General features: G+C 31.5%; 15 protein-coding genes and 1 pseudogene. 14 read left to right on the plus strand and 2 right to left on the minus strand.

The window, feature by feature from the left end; genetic code table 11:
- The first annotated feature begins 278 nt into the window (after positions 1-278).
- Both IGI43_RS00550 and IGI43_RS00555 read left to right on the plus strand, forming a co-directional pair.
- Positions 279-1,178 (plus strand): ABC transporter ATP-binding protein, encoded by a 900-nt coding sequence (locus tag IGI43_RS00550; protein WP_438755857.1) that lies wholly within the window; start codon positions 279-281, stop codon positions 1,176-1,178.
- The gene (locus IGI43_RS00555) at positions 1,171-2,439 is read left to right on the plus strand and encodes an ABC transporter permease (protein ID WP_438755858.1); all 1,269 of its coding nucleotides are present in this window, start codon (positions 1,171-1,173) and stop codon (positions 2,437-2,439) included. Before IGI43_RS00550 ends, IGI43_RS00555 begins: the two co-directional genes overlap by 8 nt.
- A 24-nt stretch (positions 2,440-2,463) precedes the next feature.
- Here the strand turns inward: IGI43_RS00555 and IGI43_RS00560 are convergent, their stop codons facing one another.
- Positions 2,464-3,465 carry a LacI family DNA-binding transcriptional regulator gene (locus IGI43_RS00560; RefSeq protein WP_438755859.1) on the minus strand — a complete coding sequence of 334 codons (1,002 nt, stop codon included), beginning with the start codon at positions 3,463-3,465 and terminating at the stop codon, positions 2,464-2,466.
- Between the two features lie 261 nt (positions 3,466-3,726).
- Here IGI43_RS00560 and IGI43_RS00565 point away from each other — a divergent pair, with 261 nt between their 5' ends.
- Entirely contained in the window at positions 3,727-5,121 is a 1,395-nt protein-coding gene (locus IGI43_RS00565; protein ID WP_438755861.1) for a 6-phospho-beta-glucosidase, read from the plus strand.
- A 475-nt stretch (positions 5,122-5,596) separates the two neighbouring features.
- Here IGI43_RS00565 and IGI43_RS00570 read toward each other — a convergent pair whose 3' ends face one another.
- A complete protein-coding gene (locus IGI43_RS00570; protein ID WP_438755862.1) occupies positions 5,597-5,866 on the minus strand; it encodes a winged helix-turn-helix transcriptional regulator in 270 nt (89 codons plus the stop codon).
- A 255-nt stretch (positions 5,867-6,121) separates the two neighbouring features.
- Between IGI43_RS00570 and IGI43_RS00575 the strand changes: the two genes are divergently transcribed.
- From IGI43_RS00575 to IGI43_RS00625, 11 genes and pseudogenes are all read left to right on the plus strand, one after another.
- Entirely contained in the window at positions 6,122-7,045 is a 924-nt protein-coding gene (locus IGI43_RS00575; RefSeq protein WP_438755864.1) for an NmrA/HSCARG family protein, read from the plus strand.
- Between the two features lie 315 nt (positions 7,046-7,360).
- Positions 7,361-7,585, plus strand: a pseudogene (locus IGI43_RS00580) (DUF3850 domain-containing protein).
- A gap of 278 nt (positions 7,586-7,863) precedes the next feature.
- Entirely contained in the window at positions 7,864-8,196 is a 333-nt protein-coding gene (locus tag IGI43_RS00585) for a hypothetical protein (RefSeq protein WP_438755865.1), read from the plus strand.
- 12 nt (positions 8,197-8,208) lie between these two features.
- The gene (locus tag IGI43_RS00590) at positions 8,209-8,553 is read left to right on the plus strand and encodes a DNA methyltransferase (protein WP_438755866.1); all 345 of its coding nucleotides are present in this window, start codon (positions 8,209-8,211) and stop codon (positions 8,551-8,553) included.
- Between the two features lie 248 nt (positions 8,554-8,801).
- The gene (locus IGI43_RS00595; RefSeq protein ID WP_438755867.1) at positions 8,802-9,287 is read left to right on the plus strand and encodes a hypothetical protein; all 486 of its coding nucleotides are present in this window, start codon (positions 8,802-8,804) and stop codon (positions 9,285-9,287) included.
- A gap of 290 nt (positions 9,288-9,577) precedes the next feature.
- A complete protein-coding gene (locus IGI43_RS00600; protein ID WP_438755868.1) occupies positions 9,578-10,057 on the plus strand; it encodes a hypothetical protein in 480 nt (159 codons plus the stop codon).
- 7 nt (positions 10,058-10,064) lie between these two features.
- The gene (locus tag IGI43_RS00605) at positions 10,065-11,822 is read left to right on the plus strand and encodes an ABC transporter ATP-binding protein (protein WP_438755869.1); all 1,758 of its coding nucleotides are present in this window, start codon (positions 10,065-10,067) and stop codon (positions 11,820-11,822) included.
- A 54-nt stretch (positions 11,823-11,876) separates the two neighbouring features.
- Positions 11,877-12,056: a hypothetical protein gene (locus tag IGI43_RS00610; protein ID WP_438755870.1), complete on the plus strand. Its 180-nt coding sequence runs from the start codon at positions 11,877-11,879 to the stop codon at positions 12,054-12,056.
- A gap of 49 nt (positions 12,057-12,105) precedes the next feature.
- Positions 12,106-12,573, plus strand: coding sequence for a thioredoxin family protein (locus IGI43_RS00615; protein ID WP_438758787.1), 468 nt, complete (start codon positions 12,106-12,108; stop codon positions 12,571-12,573).
- A 36-nt stretch (positions 12,574-12,609) separates the two neighbouring features.
- On the plus strand, positions 12,610-12,921 hold the full coding sequence (locus IGI43_RS00620) for a hypothetical protein (protein ID WP_438755871.1): 312 nt from the start codon (positions 12,610-12,612) through the stop codon (positions 12,919-12,921).
- A 100-nt stretch (positions 12,922-13,021) separates the two neighbouring features.
- The gene (locus IGI43_RS00625; RefSeq protein WP_438755872.1) at positions 13,022-13,141 is read left to right on the plus strand and encodes a putative holin-like toxin; all 120 of its coding nucleotides are present in this window, start codon (positions 13,022-13,024) and stop codon (positions 13,139-13,141) included.
- The last annotated feature ends 15 nt before the right edge of the window (positions 13,142-13,156 follow it).

Here is a 13,156-nt window from a genome sequence, read left to right on the forward strand (position 1 = left end):
GCATTTATTTAGGTGAATTCAGTTCTCCTACTTTTCATTTTTTTGTCAAGTGAAAAGGACTAATATGCGAAAAAAATTGACATGGCTATTAACTCGCGATACTATAAAATGAAAGAAGTGAATGGTTTAACAAAGTAAAACAATTTTTCATGAAATTATCTGAATATTTAGTGATTTATAGTGAAATTTATTAAAACCAAAGTTGTTTTGATCAGTAAAAATGAATAACTTACTCTTTATTAAAGCGCTTATTTAATTTGAACATAGGAGGATGGGGAATGTTAGAAGTAAAGAATTTGGTTAAAACGTTTGGGGACTATACAGCTGTTGACAATATGTCATTTGAAATCCCAGACGGAAAAATACTTGGGTTGATCGGCCAAAATGGTGCAGGTAAAACAACGACTTTTCGTTTGATCTTGGATTTTTTAACGCAAGATAGCGGTGTTGTACTTTGGAATGGGCATCAACTAAGCGGGAAAGACTATAACGATGTCGGCTATTTACCCGAAGAACGTGGCTTGTATCCAAAAGTTTCTATTCAAGAACAATTGATTTATTTTGCGCAATTAAGAGGGAAAACGAAAAAAGAAATTGAACCTAAAATTGATGAATGGATGGAAAAATTCAAAGTCAAAGGAAAAAAAACAGATAAAGTAAAATCACTTTCTAAAGGAAATCAACAAAAAGTTCAACTGATTGCAACACTAATTCATGAGCCCAAATTAGTTATTTTGGATGAACCATTCAGTGGATTAGATCCAGTCAATGCGGAGCTTTTAAAAGAGGGAATCATATCATTGAAAGAGAAAGGTTCTTGTGTTATTTTCTCTAGTCACAATATGGACAATGTAGAAAAAATCTGTGATCACCTTGTAATGTTAAGAAACGGCAAGATGGTTCTTAACGGGAAGGTTCATGAAATACGTGAAAGTTTTGGACGTACAAAAGTATTTTTAGAATCCCCTTTAAATCCAGAAGATGTTTTGGCAATCGAAGGTGTAAACTCTACTATAAAGCGTAGTGATGGTGTCTTGGAAGTCACGTTAAACGATCCAAAAGCTGGGCAAGAGATTTTTGCTCGCGCAACTCAATTTGGTTATATACCAATGTTTAATCAGCAACCTCCAACCTTAGAAGAGATATTCAAGATGAAAGCAGGTGAACCAAATGAGTAAATTTTGGATTATAGCGAGTGATGTGTACAAGAAAAATGTTAAATCTGTTTCTTTTATCATTATGATCCTGGTGCCATTTATTGTAATGGGCATTATTTATATTGCTGGTTCATTAGCAGGAGGTTTTTCTGAAGAAACGAAAGTTGGGCTTGTCTCAAATAATCAAGAATTAGCAACGCAATTATCTAAATCAAAGACAGATGATTATACCTTCAAAGTAATCAAGTCGCAAAAAGAAGCCGAAGAGCAATTGAAAAATGAAGACCTTGATGCATTTCTTGTCTTGGATACTAAAACAGAACAAATTCAAGCCAAGCTATATGCAGAATCATCTTTAGGTACAACAACAGAATTGATGATGGGGCAAATGCTTAACGGACTTCAGTCCTCACTGAATGCAAGTAAATTAAATTTGACGACAGAACAATTAACCAGTTTAAGTCAACCAGCCAATTTTGAGAAAACTAAAGTTAGTTTTGATAGCGATGGAAAAATGACAACAGGTCAAGATAATACAGCAATTCAGTCAGCTATGTCATTTGTAATAACGATCATTCTTTGGGTGTTTATCATTACCTATGCATCGATTATTGCACAAGAAATCGCTTCTGAAAAAGGAACACGAATCATGGAAGTTATTTTATCAAGTACCAAAGCTCAAACACATTTTTACGGAAAACTAACAGGTGTCATTTTAGTTGCTATGACACAAATTGTGATTTATGCCGCGGCAATAGGAATCGGCTATACACAATTAAAAAATGTAGAAATGGTGAAAGGGTTATTAGAAGGTCTTTCTTCTACCAATATTTTCGGTAGTTTCTTATTTTTCACATTAATATTTTTTGTACTAGGTGTGTTGGTCTATTCAGTTTTAGCGGCATTATGTGGCTCATTGGTATCAAAACCTGAAGACACAGCAAAAGCTGTTCAGCCGATTCTCTATCTTGCAATGATCGGTTATTTTATCGGAATTTCATTAGGAACAACAGATCCACAAAATATCGTGATCAAAATATCTTCTTATATTCCATTGATTTCATCTTTCATTATGCCGATTCGTTTAGCAAGTGAGACAGTAACAACAACAGGAGCAGTGATTTCTGTATTGATTCTTGTTGTATTTGGTATTTTACTAACGATGTTCTCAGCAAAACTCTATAAATCAAATGTCCTAGTTTATAGTGAAGGCGGCGTGTTGAAATCATTGAAGCAATCAATCTCAATTTTAAAAAATGAACGTAAAAAAGTAGCGAAATAGACAAGAAAAAGAACAATGGAGGTTTTAATCTTCATTGCTCTTTTTTTGTTCTCTAAAAGGTACGGTCATTCTTTCAATCAAGCGAACACTCATCTCTTGTTCTGGAATGGTTTCTTTATTGAGTTGATTATGAATATAGATAAATGAATTTTCTGCTTGTAGTTTAAGTGAATAGTCGACAGTCGTAATATGCATCAATCGACTGATCTCACTATTATCAAAGCCAATAACAGCGACGTCTTCTGGAATGGAGTAACCCAATGTTTGAAGTTCGGAGATAAAACCTGCGGCGACTGAATCAGTATAAAACGCCATTGCATCTGTTTTATTCATCATTTCATGCCATAGTTGTGCAATGCGACGTCCATTGTCGGTTCGATTCTCATCACGGAAAATCCATTCATCATTGATAGAAATATTTTTTTCTCTATGAAAATCATCAATTGCTTTTAATCGTGCTTTTGTATTCAAGTTTTCAAAATGCCCTAAAACATGCCCAATCGAACGATATCCACGCTGAAAAAGATAATCCAACGAGCGTAAATAACCTGAATAGTGATCAATATATGAAGAATAGATTCGTTCAGAATCAATACGATGCCAGGTAGCGATTGGGCCATAAATACTGTAGGGTTCAATCAGTTCCCACTTATTTGCTCTAGTCAAAATAAAAACACCGTCTAGTTGTTTATACCTCATTTGGTTTAACGCATCGATTTCCTTTTTCTTGTCTCCATCGGTAAAATAAAGGGTTACATAATAATTATAGGATTTTGCTATAGAGATGAAACTTTCAAGAAAAATACCTAAAGGATCGATAAACCCTTGAGCAAGAAAACCAATCGTTTTAGTCTCACCACTTTGAAGGTTACGAGCAATCAAATTTGGAGAATACGATAACGCTTCCATTGCTTCTAACACTTTTAAACGACTTTCCTCACTAACGTAACCATTTCCAGAAATGACTCTAGAAACAGTAGATTTTGAGACTTGTGCTTTTTTGGCTACATCAATAATCGTTGTCATTCCAACACCTCACTAATTGAATGAATAGAGAAGTATAACGTTAGCCTGAAAATTATAAAACCTAAAAAAATTTGCGACAATGAGTATCGCTAGAATGAATTTTTATTAGTATTCAGAGTCTAAGCAACTTCTTTTCATTTTAATAAGTATAACATAAAATAATTTGAAATAGTGCTTGACATGGGAACATTCCCACATATTATCATGATATTGTAAACGATGTCAGAACGTATTCTGAACAAAAAATCAGGAGGGAAACACATGACAAGAGAAGCATTGAAAATCGCAACAATTGGTGGAGGATCTAGTTATACACCAGAATTGATTGAAGGATATATTAAAAGAAAAGACGAACTGCCAATCAAAGAAATTTGGTTAGTTGATATTGAAGAAGGAAAAGAGAAGTTAGAAACTGTTGGTGCTATGGCTAAACGGATGGTCAAAGCAGCTGGTCTAGACTGGGAGGTTCATTTAACTTTAGACCGTCGTGCAGCTTTAAAGGATGCTGATTTTGTATCAACACAATTTAGAGTAGGATTACTTGATGCTCGGATCAAAGATGAGCGTATTCCATTATCTCATGGCGTATTAGGTCAAGAGACAAATGGAGCAGGTGGTATGTTTAAAGCATTCCGTACGATTCCTGTGGTTCTTGGAATCATTGAAGATATGAAAGAATTATGTCCAGATGCATGGCTTGTTAATTTTACTAATCCTGCTGGCATGGTGACAGAAGCGGCAATCAAACATGGTGGATGGAAGAAAACAGCCGGTTTGTGTAATGTACCGATCGGTCACAGAAAACAAGCAGCTGAAAAATTAGGCATTCCAGAAGAGGATTTATTCTTCAAATTTGCGGGTATCAACCACTTCCATTGGCACCGTGTATGGGATAAACAAGGAAATGAGCGCACACAAGAGTTGATCGATTTGATTTATGGACCTCAAGAGGATTCTGAGAGTCATTTGAAAAATATTCATAATGCCCCTTTCCATTATGAACAAATCAAGGATTTAGGCTTGTTACCATGTGGCTACCACCGCTATTATTATATTGAAGATGAAATGCTGAAGCATTCAATCGAAGAATTTGAAAAAGGTGAGACAAGAGCCCAAGTGGTAAAAGAAACAGAAGCTCGTTTATTTGAACTATACAAAGATCCAAACTTAGATTACAAACCAAAAGAGTTGGAACAACGTGGTGGGACACATTATAGTGATGCTGCATGTGAGTTGATTGCATCGATCCATAATGATAAACGTACAGATATGGTCGTTTCAACTGAAAATAATGGAACCATCACTGATTTACCATATGATTGTGTTGTTGAAGTGTCAGGTCCTGTAACTGCACATGGACATGAGCCGTACAATTGGGGCGCATTCCCACCAGCTGCTCGTGGAATCATTCAAGTGATGAAAGGAATGGAAGAGACGGTTATTCGTGCAGCTATTGACGGAGATTATGGTGCGGCATTACATGCCTTCACGATCAATCCATTAGTTCCTGGCGGAGCAATGTCTAAAACATTATTGGATGAACTACTGATTGCACACAAAGACCATCTACCAAACTTTTCTGAAGCAATTGCTAAGATTGAAAAAGAACAACCTGATACTGTCCTTTATGTGACGGAATTGATGAAGAGTAATTAATTTAATGACAATAAAAGACAAATAATACAAAAGAGAGTCTGGGACAATAGTCCTTCAAAAAAGAAAACAAGTTAAATTTTGATGATTATCAAAATTTAACTTGTTTTTCTTCTTTTCGTGTCTTTTCATCCATATAGGTCCCTAATTTTTTTAAATTTAGTGTCATGACCTTGTTTCCCTCGCAAATTGGAACGATCCAACACTAATTTAGCTTTTAGATGGCCAAATGCTTGTTTTGCATCGGCTTTTTGTTTTCGGTAAATCGAACCTGCGAGTCATATTCTCTTAAATGTTTGATTTCCAAAAATAGTCATTTTCTGGACACTCTAAGTATCGATTCCTCAAATTAAAAATGAAAATAGCTTTTACTATCTGCTTTGAGTGTCCCTCATAGATACGTGTCAAAATAGAAATGTTCGTCCCAAATCCAAATAAGACAAGGTGTTAGAATGTGTTTTTCAACTTTCAAGTAAACTCAGTTATCTAAATACTTCTCTCCCCACTCAAACATGGTTTCTATAATCGGAAAAAACTTTTCACCTAACTCAGTTAATGAATACTCTACTTTTGGCGGAACTTCTTTGTAAACTTCACGGTGGACAAGTTTATCTTGCTCTAGTTCTCTTAGTTGCTTGGTCAACATTGATTGTGTCATCTCAGGAAAACAACGGTTAATTTCTCCGAATCGCCGTGGTTGCTCTGAAAGATACCATAGTAACACCAATTTCCACTTTCCACCTAACATTTTCTGCACTTTTGCTAAAGAGCATTCAGGTGTGTAGTATTTTGTATTTTTTTCATAATATCCTCCTAAACATTCTCATTACTACCAAAAATAGTAGTACATACAAAAAAAGACAGTACTTGTTTTATTTGTTTAAACATAATAAAGTGATTGTAACATGTTTGCTGTGGTTTTTAAATATCTTGTTCAATGATAAAAAAGGTGAACTGTTACATAAATGCTAAAAAAACTTTATACTCGAAAGGTGATTTATATATGAAATCAAACAATCAAAAATTAATTTTAGTAGTCGGTGCTACCGGATTACAAGGAGGTGCTGTCACAAATGAAGCGCTGAAACAAGGCTTTAATGTTCGAGTTTTAGTAAGAGACAAAAACACATCTAAAGTCCAAGATCTTATTCAAAAAGGAGCCGAAGCTGTAGTAGGTGATTTTGATGATTCGTCTTCTTTGGAAAATGCTATGAAGAACGTTGATGCTGTATTTTCAGTCCCAATTTCTGGAATAGATACTATCGAAAATGACAGGGAGAGAAGGCAAGCGTATGCAGTTATTCAAAGTGCAATTAAAAGTGGTGTGAAACAATTTGTACATACTTCTGTTGCAGCCACAAGTAGATATACCGAGTTTCCAAAATGGGGAACAGGTTATTGGTTTGAAAAGTATTGGACCGATAAGTGGGATATAGAAGAAGCTGTTCGTTCTGCAGGATTTTCTTCATGGACAATACTGAAACCAGCCATGATTATGGAGAATTTCACTGAGAAAGTCGAGCTCATGTATCCTGATTTAAGACAAGGGAAAATAAAAACCGTTACTTTTGCTGATACACAAATAGATTATATCTCAGTTAAAGATCTTGCTGTGTTTGTTTGTGCAGCCTTTGAAAATCCTGAAAAATTCAATGAACACAATATTGAACTAGCTGCTGAATCACTATCGTATAAAGATATTGCTGAAATCATTTCAAAAGTCACAGGAAAAGAGATTGAGGTCTCAACACTTAGTATCGAAGAATCAAAAAGAGAAGGAACGCATCCATTTTCTATCTTAGGTCAGGAATGGGATAATTTAGTTGGTTACAATGTGGATATTAATTTATTAAAAACGTATAACGTAAAATTGACTTCTTTTAAAGAGTTTGCAAAAGCAAATAAAAATCAGTTCAAAATAGACTAACATTTCTCAAAAAAATTTTTATTAATCACGGGATTTTTTTAACATTTTTAATTCAGTTTTCAATAATTTAAGGTGCAAAAGAAAGTATATCCTGTTAAAGATTGCGAAAGTAAATAGAGTTTCAGAACAATAATTTATAAAATGAAAAAAACGAATGAATTTAGCCATAAGCTAGATTCATTTGTCTTTTTATGTAACTTAAAATTATCATTTATCGAAATAATTTCGTGCCATTTAAAAAGAAAAATGACAAGGTGAATTAACTAAGTAGATTCAGTCTCAAAAAAGGAAGGTTTTTGGGAAAGAAGAATTTTAATGATTCATGGGCTAAAAATTGCGCCTGAATATTTTAAAGATGTACGAACTGGATTGAAAAAATTTGAAATCAGGAAAAATGATTGAGATTTTAAGGATGGTGATCGATTATCTTTAAAAGAGTGGAACAGTTATCATTACACTGGAAAATCAATCAATGTAGTAGTTACGTACATAACCGATTACATGCAAAAAAAGGGGTGCGTTATATTAGGCATTGAATGAACATTAAGAACTGTATTTTCATGAAACGTTTAAACAGCGGTTTTTGGGATAGATTTAGAAATGTAGTGTCATAAAAAAGGAGGTTGTAGTGTCAAAATGTTTTAAAAAAAAGGAAAGTAAACAATACTATATATTGGAGTTTAGCAGAGAATTACAGGGAAGGAACGAAAATTAAACAGCGTGTGATTCTGAATTTAAAAACTACAGATCGAGCAATTCAAAAATTATCTGCAGATAATCAGTATGGTCATTTTTTGACTAAAGTAGCGAGTGAAGAAATGAAAACAGTAGAAAATATTAATGAACTGTGGGATCAAGTTTTTAATGAAAACTGCTTATTAAGCATGAAACGGATTCCAGACCATACTATAGATATGATTTTTTGTGATTTACCCTATGCAACCACAAATAACCGGGACAGTTTAATTCCTCTTGAACCACTTTGGAAAGAGTATAAACGAATCATAAAGGACAATGGGGCAATCGTTCTTACAGCTCAAACACCTTTTGATAAAATCCTTGCCAACAGTAATTTAGATATGTTGAGGTATGAATGGATTTGGGAAAAAACAACTGCTACTGGACATTTAAACGCAAAAAAATACCAATGAAGGCACATGAAAATGTTCTTGTTTTTTATAAAAAGCTACCTACCTACATACAACCCTCAAAAAACAACAGGACATAAGCCAGTAAATAGCTACACTAAGCACCAAAATGATGGCAGTAACTACGGTAAAACAAAAGTAGGCATTTCTGGTGGTGGTTCTACAGAACGATACCCACGCAGCGTTTTAACGTTTGCTACTGACAAACAGAGATTAGCAATACAGCCTACACAAAAGCCTGAATCACTTGTTGAATATTTTATAAAAACATATTCTAACGAAGGTGATTTGATACTCGACAATGCTTGGGGCAGTGGAACAACTGGAGTTGTATGTAAAAAAATAATAGACATTTTTTAGGATTTGAAAAGGATAAAGATATTTACTTATCTTCATTAGAACGATTGAACGATGTGTAAAATTTGAGTATAGTCAAAATTGAATCTACCTGGAGCTGATGCCATTAGTTTTCTAGCGTTAATTTTAAATATAAGCTAATTGTATTTTGCTAAAAGATAACAATAAATTTACCAATTATTTTAATTATTAGTATATGGTATATTTTATATTCGTAAGAGTGTTAAAATTTACTAGAGGAGATGTTCAATATGAAAGGTAAAATAGTAGGCTTTTTAGTAGTAACTGTATCAACTGTATTGTTAGGCTCAACTTTTGTTCTCAGTAAAGGTAATGCATATACTAAAAGTTCAGATAAAGTTATGATTAGTGAAGAGGCATCAAATATCATTTTGAGTAGTGACTCGATACCTGGAAGTAGTAGTATCGAAGAAAATGACTCGATCGTTGATTTTAAAAATATAAATGGTGAGCAACTTTATAATACTTTTAAAGGCCCCGATGCTTCTGATATTGTAAATCTGCTAGATCAATTTCATGATGATTCGGATCGAGTTGTTGTTACTTCGTATGGAGAAGTTCTAAGTGGTCAGATTGATTTTAAAGCGGAAGGGTCTAATAAAAGAAAGATAGATACTTCAACTTATTCAAAAGGCATAACTATTTACGACCTAAAGGTATTGATTGAAACTCATAAAGATGAAATAAATGAATTGTCTGAAAAGTACAGTCAATAAATTTATATAAATAACAAAAAAGGAGCTTAAAAATGAAAAAAATATTATTAGTTCGTTTTCAGTATAGATCAGAATTATTTTAATGAGTAAAAAATGTTTACTCATTTTCTTTTTAAGAAAAGCTATCAAAACTTAAAAGTATTGATCGAGCAAAATCAAGCAACAACAATCAGGATATTAGGCTATCAAAAGTTACGATCATAATTTGAACAACAATAGAGCTGACACAAAAAAAACTGTACTTTTATTTCACCTTATGTTATAAATATGTATTACGGAGAAAAAAAGGGATGCTTAAAGAAATGAAAAACAACAGAATTGCTATTTATATATTATTTTCTATATGTTTATTTTTGATTTTAATTATTGCTTTTCAACATAATAATAATTCAGAACAAACTACAAATAATATTGATTCTATTTACAGTAGAGAAAACTATCAGAAATATATTTCTGATTTCGATGAAATAACTCCTAAAGAGTATTCTGATTTAGTAAATAATAAAGACGATTTTTATTTTTATGTAGGCAATGAGAATTGTGTTTATTGTAGAGAATTGGTTGTAGAGTTACGAAAAGAGATTAAAACTAATAGTCTAAAAATTTTATTCCTAGATTCTGGGAAAGAAGAAAATCAATCTTTTCTAAGCGAACAGAAAATTCAATTTGTCCCCTATTTAATCCATTATAATACTGATGAAAAAAATAATTATAAAAAACAAGCATATGATGAAGCTAATGATGATTTAAAAGCTTTTTTAAGAATTTGAGAATATTATGAATAATGTATTCAAGGAAATTTATAGTAAATTAAAATTTTGGCTTATTTTTCAAATTGTTTTAAATATATATATAGGTGTTAGTCCTGTACTTATTATGTTACTAACTAAAAATATAGTAAATATTTTACAAAGCAATATTGATAGTAAAAATATTGTACACGCCGACATAATTAAGAATGTTACCCTCTTTTTACTACTTATTTTAAGTGATTACATCCTTTCTACGTATTCAAACTATTTTAAGTCTAAAGCAGAAATTAAAATTGATTATTTAATGGAAAATATGTTAATTGATAAAGCCTCTGGAGTTCCATACTCGTATTTTGAAAATCCTAATTTTCAAAATCATCTAGGGCGAGTTTCCAACAATTTAGGAGCTATTTTTATGGAGCCTATAAATAGTTGCATGAGTGTTATTCAAAATATGATCACTTTTATATCACTTTTTATTTATATATTTTCCTATACTAAGTTATCAGCATTAACATTACTTATGTTTATACCTATTATTTTAGTCAATATAAAATTAGGGAAAATAAAGTACCAAAACAATGTAGAAAACACTCCAAAAGCTAGAGAAATGGTTTATTTAAATCACTTATTAAAAGATAGAAATTCAGCGTTTGAAATTCGAGTATTCAATTTAAAGAATTTTTTGAAAACAAAGTGGAGCGAGGATTATTGGTTCATCAATAATAAAATTAATTATCTAAATAAAGTTGTTACTAATAAAAATATTTTTCTTAGTTTAGCAATGGTACTTTGTATTTCACTTATTATTATAGAAGTTTCTTATTCCATTGTGCTTGGTTTAATTTCATTAGGTGTATTTGTCTTAATCTTACAATCTGTAAATACAATTCAAACTACTGTTTTATCTTTGTCAATAAATATAGCTTCTATGTTTTCGGAATTTTTATATCTAGAGGATTTTGCTTCTTTTATAAATTATGAAGATGAATCAATTCATAAAAAAGAACTAAAGAAAACTATCTCTTATAAAAATAGTTCTTCAGTTTTAAAAGTTAATGATTTAAGTTTTAATTATCCTCATAGTGAACAGATAGTTTTAAAAAATATATCATTTCTCATTGAACGAGGAGATAAGGTTGCAATAGTTGGACAAAACGGTTGTGGTAAAACTACCTTAGTCAAATGTCTTTTAAATCTTCTAGAGAGTGTCTCAGGTGAAATTGAATTGTTCAATTCACCAATAGAACAATATTCAAAAGATGAATTAACAAGCATTTTTACAGTAATCCCTCAAAATTATATTAAGTATAATTTATCGATCAAAGAAAACATAATTTTGAATTCAAAATATGAGAAAGATAAATTTTTCAATATCTTAAAATTTGTTGGTTTAAACATATTAGTCGAAAATTTACCTGCTAAAGAAAATACCATTCTAGGTAAAGTATATGAAAATGGAGAGGATCTATCTGGTGGACAATGGCAAGCCATTGCAATAGCGAGAGCAATGTATAAACAGGGAGAGATTCTAATTATGGATGAGCCAACTTCCTCACTAGATTTTAAATCGGAGGAAAAATTTTATTCCGAACTTAAAAGAATTGCTAATGATAAAACAATTCTTTTTATTTCTCATAGGACTGCTTTTACTAAATCAGCCGATAAAATTATTGTTATGGACAATGGAAAAATATTTGAAACAGGAACACATACAGAGTTAATTTCAAAAAAGGGATTGTACTATGATATGTATATTACTCAATTAAAAATGATATCTTAATATCAGTTCTAGAATTCTAGAATTAATATAAAAAAATTGAAAGAGGGTTATGTTATGTTTGGAAATCTAATTTTGGGAACAAAAAGTACTAATGAACAATCTAAAATATCTCCTAGAAAACTGTGTGAAGTGGGGCCTTGTCCATGTGGTTATTATTTCAAAAAAGGTGGTTGGAGTACTGGAGGAACAAAAATATCTGGTGGATATTGTATTCCAATGGGCAATCTTCGTTAAACAGTAAATAAAAGGAGGTAAAAAAATTGAAGAAAACATATTTTTTTATATAGTTCTATTCGTATTACTCTGCATTACAGCTATGATACAAATAGAACTCAATAAGACTAATGAGCTATTGACTGTAGAAAGAAAGAAAAATGCGGACTATCCAGATATTTACAATTATTTAAATTCTGTTTCGTATATGAATCTCGATACGTTCCTTGAAAAAGGTTCAACTATACTATATGTTGGTAGACCGTCATGCGATGACTGTAACAACTTTGAACCAGAATTCATAAAATATATTTCTGAACATAAGTTGACAAATAAACTGACTTATTTAAACGTGAATGAAGTTCAAAAAAAATCTGCAGACTGGGAGAATTTTAAAAGAAAATATGATATTAAATATACACCCACATTGGCATTATTCAAAGAAGGAGTATTAGTAACAAAAACAGAATGGACGCCTGAAAATGATTTTTCTATAAACCAAATAAATAAATGGCTATCTGAAAATTCTATTAAATAGTAATTTTTAAATAAGATAATATGTATGGAGGTAACTATGAATACTAAATATTTAAGTAGCGTCTCACTAATACTAATCCCTATAATTATTAGTATTATTGTTAAGTTGGTTTTAAATGTACAATTTATATATATACTCACAGGGATTTATATTATTATGCTATTTTTTATGATTCCTTCAGACACTTTTTTTAAAAGTTCTTTAAATTATAACATAAAAAGTGTTAATCCTAGTTATAAGGATGATGAGCCTAAATTTAATGAAGGAACAAAACGTCAGTTTATCAACTTTATTTTGGTATTAAGTGCTTCTTTAATATGCTTAGGTATTAGTTTCTTATCTAGTTAAAAAAGATGGTAACTACTCTAGATGAAATAAGGGAAGCTACCGCTTAATACATTAATTAATATCGCAATATAGATATCGGTGTTTTGAAGGTGAAGCCTTTTTGTTAGCAAAGGATACAATTCAGCAGATTTTAAGCTTTAGTATGTTTACTATCGTTTTGATCAAGTTAATTGTAGATTTGCTGAAAAACGACAAAAAAGTAATCAATCACAACTTGTAATTAAAACTTGCTACC

This window comes from Enterococcus sp. AZ126, assembly GCF_051714545.1.
Classification (GTDB): Bacteria; Bacillota; Bacilli; order Lactobacillales; family Enterococcaceae; genus Enterococcus_L.